This is a genomic window from Streptomyces sp. NPDC055815 (assembly GCF_053616475.1).
This window is the reverse complement of record NZ_JBSHDU010000028.1, coordinates 78125-99272: the sequence shown is the minus strand read 5'-3', so window position 1 is coordinate 99272 and position 21148 is coordinate 78125. Positions and strand designations below refer to the sequence as shown.

Sequence of the window (21148 nt, the reverse complement as noted above, 5' to 3'; positions counted from 1 at the left end):
TCCACGGCGCCCCGCCCACGTTGTGGGCCTTCGCCCCGCCGTTGTGGGCAATCGTTCCGCTGGGGCGGAACGGGTGGGCACAACGGACGGCGCCCCTTGCCGGGCCTAGGCTCCAGCGCCTGGACCCGCACCACGTCGTGCGCCGCGCATCGTGGTGCGGGTAAGGGCGCGGAACGCGGAGGCGCCGCGGAAGGGCGCCGTCCCGTGTGCCCACCCGTCCCGCCCCAGCGGGACGATTGCCCACACGGGGGCGGGGGGTGCGGGTCACTCCTGGGGGAGGACCGGGAGGAGGGTTGGGAGGTGGCCGTCCGAGGCGCGGGCCGTTCGTTGCCGCTCCGACGGGACCTCGCCGTACAGCGTCGTGCGGGGTTTCGCCGGGCGGCCGGCTGCCGAGGCGATCGCCTCCAGATCCCGGATCGACCGGTACGAGCCGTAACTGGAGCCCGCCATGCGGGAGATGGTCTCCTCCATCAGCGTCCCGCCCAGGTCGTTCGCGCCGGAGCGGAGCATCTCCGCCGCGCCCTCCGTGCCCAGCTTCACCCAGCTGGTCTGGATGTTGGGGATGTGCGGGTGGAGGAGGAGGCGGGCCATGGCGATGACCGCGCGGTTGTCGCGGGCGGTCGGGCCGGGGCGGGCGATGCCCGCGAGGTAGACGGGTGCGTTGGTGTGGATGAAGGGGAGCGTCACGAACTCGGTGAAGCCGCCCGTCTCCTGCTGGATGCGGGAGAGCGTGCGGAAGTGCCCGAGCCAGTGCCGGGGCTGGTCCACGTGCCCGTACATCATCGTGGAGGAGGAGCGGATGCCCAGCTCGTGGGCGGTCTTGATGACCTCGATCCACGTCGCCGTCGGCAGCTTGCCCTTCGTGAGGACCCAGCGGACCTCGTCGTCGAGGATCTCGGCGGCGGTGCCGGGGATGGAGTCGAGCCCGGCCTCCTTCGCGGCCGTCAGCCACTCCCGTATCGACAGGCCCGTACGGGTCGCGCCGTTCACGACCTCCATCGGCGAGAAGGCGTGGACGTGCATGCCGGGGACCCGCTCCTTCACCGCGCGCGCGATGTCGAAGTAGGCCGTGCCGGGCAGGTCCGGGTGGATGCCGCCCTGCATGCAGACCTCGACGGCGCCGACCTCCCAGGCCTGCTGGGCGCGGTCCGCGACCTGGTCGAGGGAGAGGGTGTACGCGTCGGCGTCGGTGCGGCGCTGGGCGAAGGCGCAGAAGCGGCAGCCGGTGTAGCAGACGTTGGTGAAGTTGATGTTCCGCGTGACGATGTACGTGACGTCGTCGCCGACGACCGAGGCGCGGACGTCGTCCGCGATGCGGGTCAGGGCGTCGAGCGCCGGGCCGTCCGCGTGCAGCAGGGCCAGTGCCTGCGCGTCGGTGAGCTTCGTCGGGTCGTCGGCGGCGACGGAGAGCGCCTCGCGGACGTCGCCGTCGACCCGCTCGGGGACCATGCCGGGCGCGGCGGCCTCGCGGAGCGCCTCCCAGTCCCCGTACACCTCGTCGAAGTCGTCGCGCCGGTCGCTGGTGCGGCCCTCGGTGTCGATGGTCGTGTGCAGATCCGTACGGCCGGTCGCGGTGAAGGCCTCGTCGGGCTCCTGCCAGGGCAGGCCGCGGACGGGCGCGTCGGGGTTGGCGAGGCCGGTCTCGGGGTCGGCGAGGGCGCGGACGTGCGGGAGGAGGCGGGGGTCGAGCCAGGGTTCGCCCCGGGTGACGAACTCGGGGTAGACGCAGAGCCGTTCGCGCAGTTCGAAGCCGACGGCGCGGGACCTCTCGGCGAGCTCCTCGATCTGCGGCCAGGGCCGCTCGGGGTTGACGTGGTCGATGGTGAGCGGGGAGACGCCGCCCCAGTCGTCGATGCCGGCGGCGATCAGCCGCTCGTACTCGGAGTCGACGAGGTTCGGCGGGGCCTGGAGGCAGGCGGAGGGGCCCATGATGAGCCGGGCGACGGCGACGGTGGCGACGAGGTCGTCGAGCTCGGCGTCCGGCATCCCGCGCATGGCCGTGTCCGGCTTGGCGCGGAAGTTCTGGATGATGAGCTCCTGGAGGGAGTGGTACTGGCGCGCCACGCGCCGCAGCGCGAACAGCGACTCGGCGCGCTCCTCCAGGGTCTCCCCGATGCCGAGCAGCAGCCCGGAGGTGAAGGGGACGGAGGAGCGGCCGGCGTCCTCGAGGACCCTGAGCCGTACGGCGGGTTCCTTGTCGGGGGACCCGTAGTGGGGACCGCCGGGCTCGGACCAGAGGCGGGTCGCGGTCGTCTCCAGCATCATGCCCATGGAGGGCGCGACGGGCTTGAGGCGCTGGAAGTCGGTCCAGGACAGGACGCCGGGGTTGAGGTGAGGGAGGAGTCCGGTCTCCTCCAGGATCCGGATCGCCATGGCCCGTACGTACGCGATGGTGTCGTCGTACCCGTGCGCGTCGAGCCATTCGCGGGCCTCGGGCCAGCGGTCCTCGGGCTTGTCGCCGAGGGTGATCAGGGCTTCCTTGCAGCCCAGTTCGGCGCCGCGGCGGGCGATGTCGAGGACCTCGTCCGGCGACATGAACATCCCGTGCCCGTCCCGGCGGAGCTTGCCGGGGACGGTGACGAAGGTGCAGTAGTGGCACTTGTCCCGGCAGAGCCGGGTGAGCGGTATGAACACGCTCTTCGAGTACGTGACGACCCCGGGCCGCCCGGCCGCCTCGAGCCCGGCGTCCCGCACGCGCCCCGCGGACGCCACCAGGTCCGCCAGATCCTCCCCCCGCGCCCGCAACAGCACGGCGGCCTCGGCGACATCGAGCGCGACCCCGTCCCTGGCCCGCTTCAGGGCACGGCGCATGGCGTTCGCGGTGGGTCGTCCTGCCTGGTGATCCGTCATGAACCGAGCATACGAGCGCACCGCCGGACGACGGTTCGGGTCCCCGCAGGAACCCGAACCCGTCTCCCCTCAGAGGTACCGCGCGTACCCGTCCAGGACGTCCAGGACCTCCTTCTCGCCCCCCGGCGGCAGCTGCAGGACGACCTCCTCGCAGCCCAGTTCCTCGTAGTGGGCGAGCTTGCCGGGGTTCGGGAGGACCGCGTACGGGACGAGCTGGAGGGCCTCCGGGGCGCGGCCCGCCTTCTCCCAGGCCTCGCGGAGGACCGGGAGGGACTCCGTCAGGCCCCGGCCGCCGATCGGCATCCAGCCGTCGGTCTGCGCGGCGATCTGCGCGAACAGCTTCGGGCCCGCCGCGCCGCCGAGCAGGACGCGCGGTGCGCCGCCGGCCGGCTTGGGCCAGACCTCCGAGGCGCGGACGGACTCGCCGTACTCCCCTTCGTACGCCGTCGGTTCCGGCGCCCACAGGGCCCGCATCAGGTCGAGCCGGTCGCGGCCGAGCTCCCGGCGGCGGGGCCAGTCGACACCGTGGTCGGCGGCCTCCTCCCGGTTCCAGCCGAAGCCGACGCCCAGGGTGAACCGGCCCCCGGAGAGGTGGTCGAGGGTCGCGATCTGCTTGGCGAGCACGATCGGGTCGTGCTGGGTGATCAGGGTGATGCCGGTGCCCAGGCCGAGGCGTTCGGTGACGGCCGCCGCCTGCCCCAGGGCCACGAGCGGGTCGAGCGTCCGGGCGTACTCCCGGGGCAGCTCCCCGCCCGCCGGATAGGGCGTCTCGCGGGAGACGGGGACGTGGGTGTGCTCGGGGAGGTAGAGCCCCGCGAAGCCGCGCTGCTCCAGCTCGCGCGCGAGCCGCACCGGGCTGATGGTCTCGTCGGTCAGGAAGATCGTGGTCGAGATCCGCATAGCGGCACGGTAGGGGGTGGGGCGCGGTTTTCCGAGGCCTGCGGCAGCCATCTCTCGCCGGTGACAGCGCCCTGTTCGTCTCCGCCGGGCGGACGGACGACGACCTCGTCCGCACCGCCGACGGATGGCGGCTGTCCCGGGCCGATCCGCACATCGCCCGGAAGCAGGGAAATCCGCCTGCCCTTCCGTAGCCCGGCTGCTTGGATGGGCCGGTGCTGAACCGAATCGAGACGTACTACGACGCCGTCCCCCGCTCCTCCGCCCGCGCCGAGGAGTTCGGGCCCCTGACCCTGTTCGTGCAGGAGGGGCAGGGCTGGCCCTACTACGCCCGCCCGGCCCTCGGCCACGAGGGCGAGGTCCCCGTGGCCGCCGTGGAGAAGGTGCGGGCCCGGCAGCGGGAGCTCGGGGTGCCCGAGGCCTTCGAGTGGGTCGCGGAGACCACCCCGGGGCTGCGGGCCGCCGTGGAGGCGACCGGGCTGACCGTGCACGAGCACCCGCTGATGGTCCTGGAGGGCGAACCGCTGCCCGTGCCGGAGCCCGAGGGCTTCACCGTACGGCTCGTGGGCGCGGAGGACTCCGCCCTGGACACCGCCGTCGCCGCCCCGTTCGCCGCCTTCGACGCCCCGGTCGCGCCCGGCACCTCCGCGCGGATCGCCGACCGGATCACGGCCGGCCTGACCCGGCTCGCGGCCGCCCTGGACGCCACCGGCAGCGCCCTCGCGGCCGGCCAGCACCAGCCCGTCGGCACCGTCTCCGAGGTCGTCGGCGTCGGCACCGTCCCGGCGGCCCGGCGGCGGGGCCTCGGGCTCGCGGTCACGGCCGCCCTGGTCGCGGACGCCCGCGCCCACGGGACGGAGCTCGTGTTCCTGACGGCCACGGACGGGGACGTGGCCCGCCTCTACGGGCGGCTCGGCTTCCGCACCATCGCCACCGCCCTCATCGCGGAGGCCTGAGAGCCGCGGAGGCCTGAAAGCCGCGGGCCTGAAAAGAAATCCCGAAAAAGTTCTCCCGCCGTGTCACATCCTCGGCGCGCGTTCCGTCAGTGCAGTGAAGGCAGCGAACGAGACGGAACGACACCGAGGAGCGATCACCATGGCGCACCAGCCCAAGGCCCGTATGACCAACCCCGCCTACGTCCTGGCCGACGCCGGTCCGGCGATCCAGAACCTGCTCAAGGCCACCCGCCAGGGCGGGGTCGACGAGGCGGTCCTGGAGCTGGTGCACCTGCGGGCCAGCCAGATCAACAACTGCGGCTTCTGCGTCGACTACGGCGCCAAGAGCGCCAAGAAGAGCGGCGTCAGCGACGAGAAGCTGTTCGCCGTCGCCGCCTGGCGCGAGGCGCCGTACTTCTCCGACGAGGAGCGGGCGGCCCTCGCGCTCGCCGAGGCGGCGACCCGGCTCGCGGACGCCTCGGACGCGGTGCCGGACGAGGTGTGGGACGCCGCCGCGGACCACTTCGACGAGAAGCAGCTCGCCGCGATCGTCCTGATGGTCGGCGTCACCAACCTGTTCAACCGGCTCAACGTCACCGTCCGGCAGCCGGCGGGCGTGGGTTTCTGACCATCAGCACGTCCACCGGGTCCTCGGACTCGAAGGTGAACCCCTCCCGCTCGTAGAGACGGCGGGCCGCGCTGCCCTGCAGCACCACGAGGCGGACCGGTACGCCGTCCGCGTCGGCCCGGTCGAGCAGTCCGCACAGCACCGCCGTCCCGAGCCCCCGGCCCTGGGTCCCGGGGGCCAGGTAGAAGTGCTCCAGGTAGAGCCCTTCACCGTCCTCGTACGGGCGCACCGTCACGCATCCGGCGAGCGCCCCGTCCAGTTCGATCACCGAGGTGTGCGCCGGCGAGAAGCCGTCCCGCAGCCGCTGGCGCACCCGGTGCTCGTCGTAGCGGCCGAGGCGCACCAGGTCCTCGCGCATGACCTCGGCCCGCAGCTCGGCCATCGCCTCGACGTCCTCGGCGCGGCCGGGGCGCAGCGCCCAGTTCGTTTCCCGATACATGTACGCATCCTAAGGAGCCCTCCGTGTCCGCTCGCATGCCCAACCCCGCCGCCGTCCTGCCCGACGCCGGCCCGGCGATCTTCCAGCTGATCAAGGCCGTCCAGTCGGGCGGCCACGTGGCCGGCACCACCCTCGACCTGGTCCACCTGCGGGTGAGCCAGATCAACGGCTGCGGGTACTGCGTGGTCGGCGGGGCCCTGAAGTCGCAGAAGGAGGGCGAGACGGACGAGCGGCTGCACTCCGTGGCGGCCTGGCGGGAGACGCCGTACTTCACGGACGAGGAGCGCGCGGCGCTCGCCCTCGCCGAGTACGCGACCCGGCTCGCGGACCGCCCGGACGCCGTGCCGGACGCGGTGTGGGACGAGGCGGCCCGGTACTACGACGAGAAGCAGCTGGCGCAGATCGTGCTGTGGATCGGCGTCAGCAACCTCTTCAACCGGCTCAACGCGACGACCCGGCAGCCGGCGGGCGGGACCTGGTAGTCGTAACCGGACCCGCGCCGTCCGCGTTACGACGGGCATGAAGAGGATCCTCACCGCAGCCGCCCTGACCGTCTTCGCCGCCGCGGGTGCCGCGGGCGCCGCCGCCGGGACCGCGGCCGCCGACACCGGCGGCCTGAACCTTCCCTCGGTCGTCCCGCTCAGCGGCGTCCTGACCCCCAAGGCGAAGCCGGCGCACACCCCCGACCTGCCGCCCGCCAACGCGGCGGTGGAACGCCTGCTCCCCGGGCACCACTGACCCGTACGGCACGAGACGAAGGCAGCGGGACCCCCCACGGGCCCGCTGCCTTCGCGTTTCTCGGACGCCTCAGGAGGGCGTCAGTCGGCGACCACCAGGGACGGGGTCTCCTTCGTCAGGACCTCGCCGCGGAAGAAGGCGGGGCTCCTGCGCTGCATGACCAGCATGATCACCACGCCGAGGAGCAGCAGCCCGACGCCGATCACGAAGACCGAGCCGACGCCGAAGACCGCGGAGCCGGAGCCGTACGCCGGGTCCCACATGTCGTAGAGCGTCTTGCCGAAGACGGCGGTCAGCATCAGGCCGCCGAGGAACGGGATGACGCCCTTGAAGGCGAGGTCGCGGGCGGAGCGGAAGAGCTCGGCGCGGAAGAACCAGACGCAGGCGAAGGCCGTCAGCGCGTAGTAGAAGCAGATCATCAGGCCGAGCGCGTAGATCGTGTCGACCAGGACGTTCTCGCTGACCAGGGTCATCACCGTGTAGAAGACGCCGGTCGCGACGCCGGCGACGATCGTCGCCTTGCCGGGGACCTTGAAGACCGGGTGGACCCGGGCGAAGGACGGCGGCAGCGCCTCGTAGCTGGACATGGCGAGGACCGTGCGGGCGACCGGGATGAAGGTGGTCTGCAGGCTCGCGGCGGCGGAGGCGAGGACTGCGACGAACAGCGCGATGCCGAGGACGGGGCCCATGACCGGGCCGGCGAGGGCGGCGAAGACGTTGTCGGAGGTCTCCGGGTTGGCGAGGCCGAGGCCCTTGTCGCCGGAGCCGACGACCATCTGGGCGGCGATGCCGGTGGCCAGGTAGGAGCCGACCAGGACGACCATCGAGATGAGCGCGGCGCGGCCCGGGGTCCGGTCGCTGTCGGTGGTCTCCTCGTTGGCCGTGAGGCAGGTGTCCCAGCCCCAGTACATGAAGATCGACAGCGAGAGGCCGGCGGTGAAGGCCGCGAAGGAGCCGACGGAGAAGGGGTTCAGCCAGGACCAGGAGAAGCTCGCCCCGGTCGGGAAGTCGACCGAGCCGGCCTTCGAGAAGGCCATGACGACGAAGACCGCGAGGACGGCCAGCTGGAGGCCGACGAGGGTGTACTGCACGCCCTTGGTGGCGGTCATGCCGCGGTAGCTGATCGCGGTCGCCGCGGCGATCAGGGTGAGGCAGGTGAGGATGTGGACGGCCTTGTTGTCGTCCAGGGCGGCGATCGAGGCGTTGCCGCTGACCTCACCGGCGAGCAGCCAGAAGTACGAGGTCGCGACGCCGGCCAGGTTGGACAGCACGATGATCGTCGCGATGACCAGGCCCCAGCCGCACATCCAGCCGACCTTGGGGCCGAAGGCCTTCACCGTCCAGGTGAAGGAGGTGCCGCAGTCGGGCATGCGCTTGTTGAGCTCGCGGTACGCGAACGCGACGAGCAGCATCGGCAGGAAGCCCGCGAGGAAGACCGCGGGCATCTGCAGTCCGACCTCGCCGGCGGTGGAGCCGAGCGTGGAGGTCAGGCAGTAGACGGGGGCGACGGTCGAGATGCCGATGACGGCGCTGCCGAGGAGGCCCACGGAGTTGCCGCCGAGGCCCTTGGTGCGCACACCGGAGGTGCCGCCCGGGGCGTCGGTGCCCCTTGCCGTGTCTCCGGCCTGCTGCCGTACGTCCACCTGAGTCATGAACTTGACGTTAAATGCTGCGGTTTCCATATCCGGAGGACTGGACTCCGCTCACTTGATCGATCATGACCTTGTATTGGGAGGGTCGAATCGGACACTCGCCGTTGATTGAAAGATCGACCAGTCGGGCGAGGCGCCCAACCGGTAGCTCCGATGGCGAGTGTCCGATATGCGGGAACCGCAGCAGTGCCCTAAATGTCCGTTTCGAAAATTTCCCATGGAATTTTCGAGACGCGCCTCACCGCGGCCGTCCAAGGCCGTCACCCGGGCCGTCCAAGGCCGTCACCCCGGCCGTCACCCGGGCCAGACGACCGCCTGCAGCTCGCTGTACGCGTGCAGCGCGTACGAGCCCACGTCCCGCCCCACACCGCTCTTCTTGAAGCCGCCGAACGGCGCCTCCATGTTCCGGCCGATCGTGTTCACGCCCACCCCGCCGGCCCGCAGCCGGGCCGCGACACGGAAGGCGCGGGCCACGTCGCCGGACCACACGTAGTCGATCAGCCCGTAGTCGCTGTCGTTCGCCAGCGCGATCCCCTCCTCCTCGTCGTCGAAGGGCACGACCACCACGACCGGGCCGAAGATCTCCTCCCGGACCACCCGCATCTCGTTGGTGCAGTCCGCGAGCAGCGTCGGGGCCACGTAGAAGCCCTTGGCGAAGTCCGGACGCTCGCCGCCCGCGACGACCCGCGCCCCTTCCTTCCTCCCCAGCTCGACGTACGACTCCACCCGGTCGCGGTGCGCCGCCGAGATCACCGGGCCGACGACCGTCCCCTGCTCCGCCGGGTCCCCCACCTTCATGAAGGCCAGATAGCCGGTGAGCTTCTCGATCAGCCGCTCGTACACACCGCGCTGGGCGAGGACCCGGGTCGGGGCGGTGCAGATCTGCCCGCTGTAGAAGGCGAAGGTCGTCCCGATGCCCATCACCGCCGAGTCCAGGTCGGCGTCGTCGAAGACGAGCGCGGCACCCTTCCCGCCCAGCTCCATCAGCTGCCGCTTGAGCGAGCGGCCGCAGACCTCGCCGATCGCCTGCCCGACGGCCGTGGAGCCGGTGAAGGAGACCATGTCGACGTCCGGGGAGTCGACGGCCGCCTCGCCCACCGCCTGCGCGGAGCCCGTCACGACGTTGACGACGCCCGCCGGGACCCCGGCCTCCGCCAGGGCGCGGGTCATCGCGTACACGGAGAGCGGGTCCTGCGGGGCGGGCTTCACCACGACCGTGTTGCCCATGGCGAGCGCCGGGGCGATCTTGCCGGCCGGGTTGGCCCAGGGGTTGTTGTACGAGGTGATGCAGGTGACGACGCCGACCGGGCGCCGTACCGCCACCGCGCCGAACACCCCGGCCTTCCCCATCGGGCCGGCCTCGTTGATCTGCGGGGGCAGCGCCTGCTCGACCGGTTCCATCGCCCCTCGCGCGTACCGTCGGAAACGGGAGGAGCCGACCGCGACCTGCATCCCGCGCGCGGTGCCGGTGGTGGCTCCGGTCTCGGCCCGGGCCAGGAGCGTGTTCTCCTCGGCGTCCCGGGCCATCAGGTCCGCGGCCCGGTCGAGGATCGCCGCCCGCTCCTCCGGTCTCGTACGGGACCAGGTCGCGAAGGCCTCGCGCGCCGCGGCGGCCGCCTCGTACACCTGCGCCCGGGAGGCCTCGGGCGCGAGGCCGACGACCTCCTCGGAGGCCGGGTCGATCACCTCGTAGTGGCCGCCGTCGGGCTCGACCCACTCTCCCCCTATATAGAGGCGCTCGATCCGGGTCATCGCGTGCTCACCGTCCTCGTGTCACGTCCGGAGCGCAGCACCTTCCCCGGTACCGCGCCGGTCACCTCGTCGTCCCGTACCGTCTCCACGCCGTTGACCCGCACCGACACGATCCCGACCGCGCGCGAGTCGAGGCGCGGGCTGTCGCCCGGCAGGTCGTGCACGAGGGTCGCCGGGCCGGCGTCGATCCGCTCCGGGTCGAAGAGGACCAGGTCGGCGTGGAAGCCCTCTGCGATCCGGCCGCGCTCCCGGAGCCCGAAGAGCCGCGCCGGGTCGTCGCTCAGCATCTTCACCGCGCGCTCCAGGGGGACCAGCTTCCGGCCGCGCAGGCAGTCGCCGAGGAAGCGGGTCGTGTACGGGGCACCGCACATCCGGTCCAGGTGCGCGCCCGCGTCCGAGCCGCCGAGCAACACGTCCTCGTGGTCCCAGGTCTCCCGGCGCAGCGCCCAGGAGGCCGGGTCGTTGTCGCTGGGCATCGGCCACAGGACGGTCCTCAGGTCGTCGTTGGCGCAGATCTCGACGAGGGCCTGGAAGGGGTCCTGGCCGCGCTCGGCCGCGATGTCGCCGACGACGCGGCCGGTGAGGCCCCCGTTCTCCCGGCTGTACGTGTCGCCGATGACGTACCGCGCGAAGTGCGCGAGCCGCCGGAAGACCCCGGCCTCCTTCGAGTCCGCGCGCCGCAGCATCTCGGCCCGTACGTCGGGGTCGCGGAGCTTCGCGATCCGCTCGGGAACGGGGAGGGACAGGATCTCCCCCCACCCGGGGATCAGGTTGAGGGCGCAGAAGGTCCCGAGGGACATGTTCATCGGGGTGAGGATCGGCATCGTGAGCGCGACGATCCGGCCGCCGGACTTGCGGGCCCGCTCGGAGGCGGTGAGCTGGCGGGGGACGCGCTCGGGGACGGCGGCGTCGATGGTGAGGACGTTCCAGTTGAGGGGCCGCCCGGCGGCGGCGGTCATCTCGACGAACAGCTCGATCTCGTCGTCGGAGAACTGGTCGAGACAGCCGGCGAGGATGGCCTCGATCTGCGTCCCCTCGTGCTCGCCGACCGCCTTGGAGAGGGCGATCAGCTCGGCGGGGGTGGCGTGCCGGGAGGCGACGGGGGCGCCGTCGCCGTCGGAGTGCGTGGAGGACTGGGTGGTGGAGAGCCCCCAGGCGCCGGCGTCCATGGCCTCCTTGAGGAGGCCCACCATCTGCCGCAGCTGTTCCTCCGTGGGCTGTCCGCCGACGGCGTCCGCGCCCATCACGTACCGGCGCAGGGCGCAGTGGCCGACCATGAAACCGGCGTTCACCGCGATGCGGCCGTCGAGGGCGTCCAGGTACTCGGCGAAGGACGACCAGCTCCAGTCGACGCCCTCCTCCAGGGCCTTGAGGGCCATGCCCTCGACCTTCGACATCATGCGGCGCGTGTAGTCGGCGTCCTCGGGCCGGTCCGGGTGGAGCGGAGCCAGGGTGAAGCCGCAGTTGCCGCCGGCGACGGTGGTGACGCCGTGGTTCATGGACGGGGTGGCGTACGGGTCCCAGAACAGCTGCGCGTCGTAGTGCGTGTGCGGGTCGACGAAACCGGGCGCGAGGACGAGGCCGGTGGCGTCCTCGGTGGTGGTCGCCGTTTCCCCCTGCTCGGGGAAGACGATCCGGCCGTCGCGGATGCCGACGTCGGCGACGCGGGCGGGGGCGCCGGTGCCGTCCACGACGGTGGCGCCCGTGATCAGGTGGTCGAGCATGGCGGTCCCTCTCTGTCCGTTCTCGGTGGACGCGGGTGCGCCCCGGACCGGGGCCGCCGCGGGGCCCCGGCCGGGGCGGTTACGGGGCGGCGATCCGGGAAGACACCACCCCGCGCTTCGTTACGGCCCCGCGCCCCGCCGCTCCGTTGTGGGCATGCGTTCCGCCGGGGCGGAACGGGTGGGCACAACGGAACGGCGCCCCTGCCGGCGCCAGAGGCTCCCGCGCCCTGGCCCGCACCTGATGTGCGCTGCCGCCGTCGGTGCGGGTTCAGGCTCGGAACGCGGAGGCGCCGCGGAAGGGCGCCGTCCCGTGTGCCCACCCGTCCCGCCCCAGCGGGACGATTGCCCACACGGCGGTGGGCCGGGGCGCCGCCCAGGTGGGCGCGGGCGCCACACACGGGCGGTGGCCAGGGTGGCCGCCCACGTGGACGCGGGCGCCACACGCGGGGGGCACCGCCCAGCCCAGGCGTGCCGCCCGCGTGGGCGGAGGGCCCTCAGGAGTTCGCGGACTGGCGCATGCGGGTCGTGCGGTGGATCGGGTCCGTGTCGATCTTCGGGATCACATGCTCCCCGATCAGCTTGATCGAGTTCATCGTGTCCTCGTACGAGATCCCGATCGGCAGCCCGAAGGACAACTGATCGGCCCCCGCCTGCTCCCACCGCTTGCACTGCGCCAGGACCTCCGACGGATCGCCGCAGATCATCAGCTCCTCCTGGATGAGGAGTTCGATGATCTCGGCCGAGTACTCGGGGAGGAGCTCGGGCCACTCGGGGATGCCCTCGGGGCGCGGGAAGGTGTCGTGGTAGCGGAACAGCAGGGACTGGAGGTAGTTCAGCCCACCGCCCACCGCGATCTCGACGGCCTTCTCGTGCGTCTCGGCGCAGATCGCGGTCGAGGTCACCATGACGTTGTCGTTGACGAAGTCCCCGACCGCCCGCGCCTCCTTGATCGCGTTCTTGTAGGACTCGACGACCCACTCCATGTCGGAGACCTTCTGGACGCTGAAGCCGAGGACGCCCAGGCCCATCCTGCCCGCCATCGCGTAGGAGCTCGGCGAGCCCGCGGCGTACCACATGGCCGGGTGGGACTTCCCGTACGGCTTGGGGAGGACCTTGCGGGGCGGCAGCGACCAGTGCTTGCCCTGGAAGCCGGCGTACTCGTCCTGGAGCCACATCTTGGGGAACTCGGCGATGGTCTCCTCCCAGATCTCCTTCGTGTGGTTCATGTCGGTGATGCCCGGCATGAACCCGAGGATCTCGTGGGAGCCCGCCCCGCGCCCGGAGCCGAACTCGAAGCGGCCGCCGGAGAGGTGGTCGAGCATGGCGACCTTCTCGGCGACCTTGACCGGGTGGTTCACCGGGGCCAGCGGGTTGAAGATGCCGGAGCCGAGGTGGATGCGGTCGGTCGCGTGGGCGAGGTAGCCCAGGTAGACGTCGTTGGCGGAGAGGTGGGAGTACTCCTCCAGGAAGTGGTGCTCGGAGGCCCAGGCGTACTTGAAGCCGGACTTGTCGGCCTGGATGACGTACTCGGTCTCCTCCATGAGGGCCTTGTGCTCGGCTTCGGGATCGGTCTCGGCGCGCTTGCCGACGTATCCCTGTACGAAGATCCCGAATTCCAAGGGGGTTCACCGTCCTCGTCTTATCTGACGATGCGTCAGATTCCTTGATGTGCCCGACTCTCGCACCGCCGCGCAGGTGCGTCAATACCTGACGAGCCGTCAGAACGGGCTCACGCCCGCCAGCCAGCCGCCGTCGATCACGAACGGCTGGCCCGTGATGTACGCCGAGTCCTCCCCGGTCAGGAAGAGCGCCAGGGCCGCCACCTCCTCCGGTCGGCCGATCCGCCCGAGCGGCACGAGCTTGCGGTACAGCTCGGCGGTGGCCGCCGGGTCCACCCCCTCCGGGTTGCTCATCGGGGTGTCGATCGCACCCGGGCAGACCGCGTTGACCCGGATCCCCTTCCCCGCCAGCTCCAGGGCCGCGACCCGCGTCAGACCGAGGACGGCGTGCTTGCTCGCCGCGTAGGCGCCGACCCCGGCCATGCCGGTGATCCCCGTGTACGAGGCGGTGTTGACGATCGTCCCGCCGCCGGCCGCCGCGATCTCGGGCGCGACCGTGCGGATGCCGAGGAAGCAGCCGGTCTGGTTGACGGAGACGATCGCCCGGAACTCGTCGAGCGGGGTCGAGACCAGCTCGTTGAAGCGGAGGATGCCCGCGTTGTTCACGAGCCCGTCGATCGTGCCGAACCGTTCCTTGGCCGCCGCCACGGCCGCCGTCCAGTCCCCCTCGCTCGTCACGTCCAGACGGACGTACGCGGCCCTGTCCTCCCCCAGCTCCTTGGCCAGCGCCTCCCCGGCGTCGTCCAGGACGTCCCCGAGGACCACCTTCGCCCCCTCGGCGGCGAACAGCCGCGCCTCCTGCTCGCCCTGCCCGCGCGCCGCCCCGGTGACGAGGACGACCCGCCCGTCGAGCTTGCCCATGTCGGTACTCCCTAGAGGTGGGGGGCGACCTCCGTGCCGAAGGCCGCCATCTGGTCGATGAGTTCGGTACGGCTCCGGGACCGGAACCGGACCTGGATCTGGTGCACGCCCATCTCCCCGTACGCCCGCAGGGAGGCGGCGAGCTCTTCCGGCCGGCCGCTCAGGGTGCGCCGGCCGACCTCCCAGCCGGGCGCGCCGACGTACAGCGCCTCGGTGATCGCGCCGACGGTGATCGGCTCGGAGATCCCGGCCTCGGTACGCAGCCGCAGCAGCTTCCGGATCTGCTCGGCGAGCTTGTCGCGCGGGTCGCCCTGCGGCAGCCAGCCGTCACCCTTGACGGCGGCGCGGCGCACGGCGGCCGGCGAGGAGCCGCCCACCCAGAGCGGGACCCGCTGCTGCGCGGGCCGGGGCAGCTGCCCGAGGTCCTTGAAGGCGAACCGCTCCCCCAGGTGCTCCGGGTACTCCTCGGGCCCGAGGGCCGCCCGCAGCGCGTCGACCGTCTCGTCGAGCACGGCGCCGCGGCGGGCGAAGTCCACGCCGAGCGCCTCGAACTCCTCCTGGACGTGCCCTGCGCCCACCCCGAGGACCAGGCGGCCGCCGGAGAGGTGGTCGAGCGTCGCGTACGCCTTGGCCGTGACGAGCGGATGACGCAGGCCGACGACGGCGACGTGCGAGAGGAGCCGGACCCGCTCGGTGGCGGCGGCGAGGAAGGAGAGCGTGGCGACCGGGTCGTACCAGACGGTGCTCATCGGCCCGGCGAGGCGGCGCGGGATGGCGACGTGGTCGCAGCTCGCGAGGTAGTCGAAGCCGTGGGCCTCGGCGGCGCGGGCGACGGCGAGCAGGTCCGCCGGCCCCGCGGCCGCCTCCCAGGGTTCGGCGTAGAGGGTGCTCTGCGACTGGACCGGCAGCTGCATGCCGTAGACCACCATGGGGGACCCCCGTATCTGACGGATCGTCACTTCAGCGAGCAGGCCCATGCTCGTACCTGACGATCCATCAGGCAAGGGGTAGGAGGTTCCGGGTCCGGACACGCCCCCGCCCGGGCAGCGTCGCGCTGCCCGGGCGGGGGTCTCCGTACTCCGGTGGGTCAGGTGCTGTCGGCCGCGCCGGTCGCCCTCGCGTGGCGCACCACGGCCGCACCGGCCAGGCAGACGATGCCCACGGCGCTCAGCAGCGCCAGCGCCTTGGCCCAGGCGAAGGTGGTGCCGAGACTGCCGCTCAGCAGGTCGACGGTGCGCGCGCCCGCGACTCCGTGGAGCGCGATGACGAACACGGCGACACCCGCGGCGGCGGCCCAGGCGATCAGGGTGTCCCGGGCCGCGAGCCACACCGCGCACGCCAGGCAGAGCACGGTGACGACCACGGACAGCGCCTGGGCGTCGCCGCCCGAGCGCAGACCGTCGAGGTCCGTCGGCAGATGGATCAGGCCGCAGGCGAACAGCGCGACCGCCGCCGGCCAGCGCAGCACCGACCGCAGCGCGGGAGAGCTGGTGTGACTGCCGGGCCCCGCGGCCAGTGCGCCGTCCAGCGGGGACTTCCGCCCCTTGGAGGCGCCCCGGCCGCGCTTCGGGACGGCGGCGGCCGGTGCGGCTCCCCCGGATTCGGCCTTCCGCGGCTCGGCGTCCCCGCTCCCGGTGGACTGCCAGTCGCTGCTGTCGGCGCCGAGGATGCCGACGAGCTGGACGACGTCCTCGACCGGCCGGCCGACCGCGGCGGCGCGCAGGGTGGTCTCGGCCTGGTGGAGGTCGTAGCCGGAGGCGTTCAACAGCGCGAGGAGCTGGCGCACCTCGTCGAGCGGGCGGGTGACGGCGGCGGCGCGGAGGGCCACGTCGGCGGGGCTGGAGAGTTCGCCGGTCGCCTGGAGGCGGGCCACGAGCGTGGCGACCTCCTCGACGGGCCGCTCGGTCGCCGCGGTCGTCAACAGCGTGTGCACGGCTTCGTCACCGGTCTCCTCCTGAGCCACCGGCTCGGAAGCGACCTCGGAGGCACCGGGGGCGTTCGAGCCGACCGGGGACTCCGCAGCGGCCTGCGGCTCCGAAGCGGCGTGCGGCTCCGAAGCGGCGTGCGGCTCCGGGTCGACCGGGAACTCCGAAGCCGTCCGCGGCTCCGCAGCGGCGTCCGGCTCCGGATCAGCCGGGAACTCCGACTCCGCAGCGGTCCGCGGCTCCAGGGCGGCCGGGGGGTTCAGTACCGCGGGCGCCGAGGCGACAGGAGGTGCCGCCGGGTGATCGGGGAAGGGGGGCACGATGAACGTCGGGGACGAGGAGACAACCGACGGGTGGGACGGACCCGGGCGGGGCTCTGCGGTCGGTTCTATGTCGTCGTCCGCGGGATGGGTGTGCGGGAGGTCGGGGGTCATGTCACAGGCTCCGTTCGTGGACACCCCGGGGGACGTCCACCGTGGCTGTCTCGTGATGGGCGCAAGAAGCGCACACTTGACTACTATTTGCGCCCAGTCCATGACACTCCGCTATCAGGGGGCCGCCCCTTTGGGCCATTGGGGCGACAAAAGGCCGGGCCCCCTCCCGAGGGCCCGGCCGTGGTCGGCGGCTAGGCCCGCCAGAGCCCCTCCGGGGACAGCCCCAGGAGGTCGATCGCGTTGCCGCGGACGATCCGCTCGACGACGTCGGGCGGCAGGTGGCCCATCTGGGCCTCGCCGACCTCCTTCGACTTGGGCCAGGTGGAGTCCGAGTGCGGGTAGTCCGTCTCGTACAGGACGTTCCCCGCCCCGATCGCGTCGAGGTTGCGCAGCCCGAAGGCGTCGTCGAAGAAGCAGCCGAAGACGTGCTCGGCGAAGAGCTCGGACGGCGGGCGCGTGACCTTGTCGGCGACGCCGCCCCAGGCGCGGTTCTCCTCCCAGACGACGTCCGCGCGCTCCAGGATGTACGGGATCCAGCCGATCTGGCCCTCGGCGTACATGATCCTCAGGTTCGGGAAGCGCTCGAACTTGCCGCTCATCAGCCAGTCGACCATCGAGAAGCAGCAGTTCGCGAAGGTGATGGTGGAGCCGACGGCCGGCGGGGCGTCGGCGGAGGTGGACGGCATCCGGCTGGAGGAGCCGATGTGCATGGCGATGACCGTGCCGGTCTCGTCGCAGGCGCGGAAGAAGGGGTCCCAGTGGTCCGTGTGGACCGAGGGGAGTCCGAGGTGCGGCGGGATCTCGGAGAAGGCGACGGCCCGGACCCCGCGCGCGGCGTTGCGCCGGACCTCGGCGGCGGCGAGCTCGGGGTCCCAGAGCGGGATGAGGGTGAGCGGGATGAGCCGCCCGTGCGCCTCGGGACCGCACCACTCCTCGACCATCCAGTCGTTGTAGGCGCGGACGCAGAGGAGGCCGAGCTCGCGGTCGCTCGCCTCGGTGAAGGTCTGCCCGCAGAAGCGGGGGAAGGTGGGGAAGCAGAGCGCGGACTGGACGTGGTTGACGTCCATGTCGGCGAGGCGGGCGGCGACGTCGTACGAGCCGGGCCGCATCTGCTCGTAGGTGATGACTTCGAGGCGTATCTCGTCCCGGTCGTAGCCGACGGCGGTGTCGAGGCGTGTGAGGGGTCGGTGCAGATCCTCGTACACCCACCAGTCGCCGATCGGCCCGTCGTCCCCCTTGGCGCCCATGACCGGGGCGAACTTGCCGCCGAGGAAGGTCATTTCCTTCAGCGGGGCGCGGACGATCCGGGGTCCGGTGCCGTGGTACCGGGACGGGAGCCGGTCCCGCCAGACGTGCGGGGGCTCCACGGTGTGGTCGTCCACCGAGATGATCTTCGGGAAGGTCTCCATGGGCTTCACGGTAGCGCCGATCTGACGACCCGTCAGCTAGTGCGGCCCAGAACGCCCGGGTCGCGGCCTCACAACGGCTTCACAACGGCCGACCCGATGCTGACGGACTCCGTCCGGACAAGGCAGACTGTCCAGGGCGAAACCAGCGGTAGGGGCAGGGGGAGCGATGGACCGTGAGAACGGGCCGCGAGTTCCGGTGCGGTACCCGGGCGGGAGCGACGCCAAGGCCGAACCTGGCGTGCCCGCCCAGCGGACGGGCCGGAGGACGGCTACCGCCGGTGGGAATCAACGGGCGGACGCAACGGGCACCGGCACCGGCACCGGCACCGGCACCGAGGAGACGACGTCCGCCGAGGAGACGACGTCCACCGGCCGGACGGCCGGCGGCGGGCTCCGCTTCGGCGTGCTCGGCCCCGTCCGCGCCTGGCGCGACGGCGAGCCCGTCCCGACCGGTTCCCCGCAGCAGCGGGCCCTGCTGGCCGCGCTGCTCCTGCGCGGCGGCCGCACCGCCACCGCGCACGAGCTGATCGACGCGCTCTGGGGCGAGGAACCCCCCTCCCAGGCGCTCGCCGCGGTCCGTACGTACGCCTCCCGGCTCCGCAAGGCCCTCGACCCGAAGGTGCTGGTCAGCGAGTCCGGCGGGTACGCACTCCGGACGACCGCCCTCGACGTGACCGAGGCCCAGGAGCTGTCCGCCGAGGCGGACAAGCTCCGCGCGGCCGGGGACCGGACGGCGGCCCGGGCGAAGCTCGCCGAGGCGCTGGACCTGTGGGACGGCGAGGTACTGGCGTCCGTCCCGGGCCCGTACGCCGAGACGCAGCGAACGCGCCTGGAGGAATGGCGCCTCACCCTCCTGGAGACGCGGCTCGACATCGACCTGGAGGTCGGCGCGCACGCCGAGGCGGTCTCCGAACTGACCGCGCTGACGGCGGCGCACCCCCTGCGGGAGCGGCTGCGCGAACTCCTCATGCTGGCGCTCTACCGCAGCGGCCGGCAGGCGGAAGCGCTCGCGGTCTACGCGGACACGCGCCGGCTCCTCGCCGACGAACTGGGCGTCGACCCGACGCCGGAGCTCTCCCGCCTCCAGCAGCGCATCCTCCAGGCCGACGCCGAGCTCGCCCGCCCGGTCGAGGAGCCCGCGCCGACGGCGGCGCCGGTCGCCCGCCCGGCCCAGCTTCCGGCCACGGTCCCCGACTTCACGGGCCGCGCCGCCTTCGTACGGGAACTGGGCGCGCGTCTGGCGACCGCCGAGGGCCACGTCATGGCGGTCTCGGCGCTCGCGGGCATCGGCGGCGTCGGCAAGACGACGCTCGCCGTGCACGTCGCCCACGAGGCCCGCCCGCACTTCCCCGACGGGCAGCTGTACGTGGACCTCCAGGGCGCGGGCAACCGCGCCGCCGCGCCGGAAACGGTCCTGGGCTCCTTCCTGCGCGCCCTGGGCACACCGGATTCGGCCATCCCGGACTCGCTCGACGACCGGGCGGCGCTGTACCGCTCGACGCTGGACGGCCGCCGGGTCCTGGTCCTGCTCGACAATGCCCGTGACGCGGCCCAGATCCGCCCCCTGCTCCCCGGCACGGCGGGCTGCGCGGCGCTGGTCACGAGCCGCATCCGGATGGTCGACCTGGCGGGCGCGCACCTGGTGGACCTGGACGTGATGTCCCCGGAGGAGGCGCTCCAGCTGTTCACGAGGATCGTGGGCGAGGAGCGGGTGGGCGCCGAACGGGAGGCGGCCCTGGACGTGGTGGCAGCCTGCGGCTTCCTCCCCCTGGCGATCCGCATCGCGGCGTCCCGCCTGGCGGCCCGCCGCACGTGGACGGTCTCGGTCCTGGCGGCGAAGCTGGCGGACGAGCGCCGGCGCCTCGACGAACTCCAGGCGGGCGACCTGGCGGTCAAGGCGACCTTCGAACTCGGCTACGGCCAGCTGGAGCCGGCCCAGGCCCGCGCCTTCCGCCTGCTTGGGCTGGCGGACGGCCCGGACATCTCGCTGGCGGCAGCGGCGGCGGTCCTGGACCTCCCGCTCTGGGACACGGAGGACCTCCTGGAGGCCCTGGTCGACACGTCCCTCCTCGAATCCGCCGCCCCGGGCCGCTACCGGTACCACGACCTGGTCCGCCTCTACGCGCGTGCGTGCGCGGACCGGGACGAACAGCCGCCGTCGGAGAAGGAGGCGGCCCTCTCGCGCCTCCTGGACTTCTACCTCTCCACAGCGGCGCGGGTCTACGCGATCGAACGCCCGGGCGACCGCCTGGTCGACCACCTGGAACCGACGTCCTACGAGGGCCTCACCTTCACGGACCGCCACGAGGCCCAGGACTGGCTCTACGCGGAAGCGAACTGCCTCCTGGCCACGGTCCGCCAGTCGGCCTCGTCCCCGAGGACCCTCCGCCGCGGGGTGGACCTCCTGTGGGCGTCGCTCGACCTGGCGGAGTCGGGCGCGAACTCGAAGGAGTACGAGGCGGTCGCGACGGTCCTGCGGGAGGCGGCGAACGGGACGGGGGACGTCCGGGCGGAGGGGCGCGCAGCCAACACGCTGGCGTACGTCCACCACTACCAGGGCCGCTTCGACCAGGCCGGCCGCGAGGCGGAGGAGGTCGCCCGCATGGCGCGGTCCGTCGACGACCCCCTGCCCATCTGCTGGGCGTTGAACGTGATGGGCGCCATCGCGCTGTACCAGGGCCGGCACGAAGACGGGGACAAGCACTTCACCCTGGCCATCACCGAGTTCCGGGCCGCCGGTGACCGGGCCGGTGAGGCCTCTGCCCTGTGCAACCTCTCCCGTCTGCGACTGGCCGCGGGCCGGCAGGACGACGCTGTCCGCATGGCCCAGCAAGGCGCCGACATGTACGACGACATGGGCCACGCCCTCAAGGGCGCCAACGGCCGGTACGCGCTCGGCCTCGCCCTCACCGAGAGCGGTCAACTCACGGCAGCGGTCGAGCGGCTCGGCGAGGCGCTCGACGTCTTCGTGGACAGCCGGCAGAGGCTGTGGGAGGGCATGACCCTCTTCCGTATCGCCGAGGTCGACATCAAGGCCCAGCGGTACGGGGCGGCGGCGGCCGGCGCCGAGAAGGCTCTGACCGTCCTCCGGGGCATCGGCGGGGACTGGCGGCGGGGCAACGTCCTCACCGTCCTCGGCCGGGCCCTCCACGCCATCGGACAGTCGGGCCGCGCACAGATCTGCTGGCAGGAAGCCCTCGACATCTACGAGGAGTTGTCCGCCCCGGAAGCAGCCGAGGTCAGGGGGCTGCTCGCGCCCCTCGTGGCGGCCTGACCCAGCACCGC

At 72.5% G+C, this 21148-nt stretch carries 16 protein-coding genes; 5 read left to right on the top strand and 11 right to left on the bottom strand.

The genetic code is table 11. The features are described 5' to 3' along the window. Positions 1–264: 264 nt before the first annotated feature. Positions 265–2850 (bottom strand): bifunctional FO biosynthesis protein CofGH, encoded by a 2586-nt coding sequence (locus tag ACWGN5_RS19620; protein WP_453516690.1) that lies wholly within the window; start codon positions 2848–2850, stop codon positions 265–267. Positions 2851–2919: 69 nt separating this feature from the next. After that, positions 2920–3750: an LLM class F420-dependent oxidoreductase gene (locus ACWGN5_RS19615; RefSeq protein ID WP_453516688.1), complete on the bottom strand. Its 831-nt coding sequence runs from the start codon at positions 3748–3750 to the stop codon at positions 2920–2922. A gap of 212 nt (positions 3751–3962) precedes the next feature. On the opposite strand from ACWGN5_RS19615, the gene ACWGN5_RS19610 reads away from it, so the two are divergent. Both ACWGN5_RS19610 and ACWGN5_RS19605 read left to right on the top strand, forming a co-directional pair. After that, positions 3963–4703 (top strand): GNAT family N-acetyltransferase, encoded by a 741-nt coding sequence (locus ACWGN5_RS19610; protein WP_453516686.1) that lies wholly within the window; start codon positions 3963–3965, stop codon positions 4701–4703. A 139-nt stretch (positions 4704–4842) separates the two neighbouring features. Further along, positions 4843–5310: a carboxymuconolactone decarboxylase family protein gene (locus ACWGN5_RS19605; protein WP_453516684.1), complete on the top strand. Its 468-nt coding sequence runs from the start codon at positions 4843–4845 to the stop codon at positions 5308–5310. Here the strand turns inward: ACWGN5_RS19605 and ACWGN5_RS19600 are convergent. After that, on the bottom strand, positions 5276–5749 hold the full coding sequence (locus ACWGN5_RS19600) for an N-acetyltransferase family protein (protein WP_453516682.1): 474 nt from the start codon (positions 5747–5749) through the stop codon (positions 5276–5278). The genes ACWGN5_RS19605 and ACWGN5_RS19600 overlap by 35 nt on opposite strands. 23 nt (positions 5750–5772) lie before the next feature. Here ACWGN5_RS19600 and ACWGN5_RS19595 point away from each other — a divergent pair, with 23 nt between their 5' ends. Both ACWGN5_RS19595 and ACWGN5_RS19590 read left to right on the top strand, forming a co-directional pair. Then, positions 5773–6231: a carboxymuconolactone decarboxylase family protein gene (locus ACWGN5_RS19595; RefSeq protein WP_453516679.1), complete on the top strand. Its 459-nt coding sequence runs from the start codon at positions 5773–5775 to the stop codon at positions 6229–6231. 37 nt (positions 6232–6268) lie between these two features. Then, positions 6269–6487: a hypothetical protein gene (locus ACWGN5_RS19590; RefSeq protein WP_041129721.1), complete on the top strand. Its 219-nt coding sequence runs from the start codon at positions 6269–6271 to the stop codon at positions 6485–6487. An 80-nt stretch (positions 6488–6567) separates the two neighbouring features. Here the strand turns inward: ACWGN5_RS19590 and ACWGN5_RS19585 are convergent, their stop codons facing one another. From ACWGN5_RS19585 to ACWGN5_RS19550, 8 genes are all read right to left on the bottom strand, one after another. Then, positions 6568–8139: an APC family permease gene (locus tag ACWGN5_RS19585; protein WP_453516677.1), complete on the bottom strand. Its 1572-nt coding sequence runs from the start codon at positions 8137–8139 to the stop codon at positions 6568–6570. A 294-nt stretch (positions 8140–8433) separates the two neighbouring features. Then, positions 8434–9891 (bottom strand): aldehyde dehydrogenase family protein, encoded by a 1458-nt coding sequence (locus ACWGN5_RS19580; RefSeq protein WP_453516676.1) that lies wholly within the window; start codon positions 9889–9891, stop codon positions 8434–8436. Continuing rightward, positions 9888–11615, bottom strand: a complete 1728-nt coding sequence (locus ACWGN5_RS19575) for an N-acyl-D-amino-acid deacylase family protein (RefSeq protein ID WP_453516675.1) — start codon at positions 11613–11615, stop codon at positions 9888–9890. Before ACWGN5_RS19575 ends, ACWGN5_RS19580 begins: the two co-directional genes overlap by 4 nt. Before the next feature lie 494 nt (positions 11616–12109). Then, the gene (locus ACWGN5_RS19570; RefSeq protein WP_453516673.1) at positions 12110–13234 is read right to left on the bottom strand and encodes an LLM class flavin-dependent oxidoreductase; all 1125 of its coding nucleotides are present in this window, start codon (positions 13232–13234) and stop codon (positions 12110–12112) included. A 99-nt stretch (positions 13235–13333) separates the two neighbouring features. Further along, positions 13334–14095 carry an SDR family NAD(P)-dependent oxidoreductase gene (locus tag ACWGN5_RS19565; protein WP_453516670.1) on the bottom strand — a complete coding sequence of 254 codons (762 nt, stop codon included), beginning with the start codon at positions 14093–14095 and terminating at the stop codon, positions 13334–13336. A gap of 11 nt (positions 14096–14106) precedes the next feature. After that, positions 14107–15024 (bottom strand): LLM class F420-dependent oxidoreductase, encoded by a 918-nt coding sequence (locus tag ACWGN5_RS19560; RefSeq protein WP_453516696.1) that lies wholly within the window; start codon positions 15022–15024, stop codon positions 14107–14109. 158 nt (positions 15025–15182) lie between these two features. Further along, complete coding sequence (locus ACWGN5_RS19555; protein ID WP_453516668.1) at positions 15183–16454, bottom strand: hypothetical protein; 1272 nt, start codon at positions 16452–16454, stop codon at positions 15183–15185. Between the two features lie 191 nt (positions 16455–16645). Next, positions 16646–17863 (bottom strand): amidohydrolase family protein, encoded by a 1218-nt coding sequence (locus ACWGN5_RS19550; protein WP_453516666.1) that lies wholly within the window; start codon positions 17861–17863, stop codon positions 16646–16648. Positions 17864–18029: 166 nt separating this feature from the next. Here ACWGN5_RS19550 and ACWGN5_RS19545 point away from each other — a divergent pair, with 166 nt between their 5' ends. After that, positions 18030–21137 (top strand): BTAD domain-containing putative transcriptional regulator, encoded by a 3108-nt coding sequence (locus ACWGN5_RS19545; protein WP_453516665.1) that lies wholly within the window; start codon positions 18030–18032, stop codon positions 21135–21137. Positions 21138–21148 lie beyond the last annotated feature (11 nt).

Bases quoted from the DNA above. Each gene is read 5' to 3' on its own strand.
- ACWGN5_RS19620 (WP_453516690.1), bottom strand. From the start codon at position 2,850: ATGACGGATCACCAGGCAGGACGACCCACCGCGAACGCCATGCGCCGT.
- ACWGN5_RS19615 (WP_453516688.1), bottom strand. From the start codon at position 3,750: ATGCGGATCTCGACCACGATCTTCCTGACCGACGAGACCATCAGCCCG.
- ACWGN5_RS19605 (WP_453516684.1), top strand. From the start codon at position 4,843: ATGGCGCACCAGCCCAAGGCCCGTATGACCAACCCCGCCTACGTCCTG.
- ACWGN5_RS19600 (WP_453516682.1), bottom strand. From the start codon at position 5,749: ATGTATCGGGAAACGAACTGGGCGCTGCGCCCCGGCCGCGCCGAGGAC.
- ACWGN5_RS19590 (WP_041129721.1), top strand. From the start codon at position 6,269: ATGAAGAGGATCCTCACCGCAGCCGCCCTGACCGTCTTCGCCGCCGCG.
- ACWGN5_RS19585 (WP_453516677.1), bottom strand. From the start codon at position 8,139: ATGACTCAGGTGGACGTACGGCAGCAGGCCGGAGACACGGCAAGGGGC.
- ACWGN5_RS19580 (WP_453516676.1), bottom strand. From the start codon at position 9,891: ATGACCCGGATCGAGCGCCTCTATATAGGGGGAGAGTGGGTCGAGCCC.
- ACWGN5_RS19575 (WP_453516675.1), bottom strand. From the start codon at position 11,615: ATGCTCGACCACCTGATCACGGGCGCCACCGTCGTGGACGGCACCGGC.
- ACWGN5_RS19565 (WP_453516670.1), bottom strand. From the start codon at position 14,095: ATGGGCAAGCTCGACGGGCGGGTCGTCCTCGTCACCGGGGCGGCGCGC.
- ACWGN5_RS19560 (WP_453516696.1), bottom strand. From the start codon at position 15,024: ATGGTGGTCTACGGCATGCAGCTGCCGGTCCAGTCGCAGAGCACCCTC.
- ACWGN5_RS19555 (WP_453516668.1), bottom strand. From the start codon at position 16,454: ATGACCCCCGACCTCCCGCACACCCATCCCGCGGACGACGACATAGAA.
- ACWGN5_RS19550 (WP_453516666.1), bottom strand. From the start codon at position 17,863: ATGGAGACCTTCCCGAAGATCATCTCGGTGGACGACCACACCGTGGAG.
- ACWGN5_RS19545 (WP_453516665.1), top strand. From the start codon at position 18,030: ATGGACCGTGAGAACGGGCCGCGAGTTCCGGTGCGGTACCCGGGCGGG.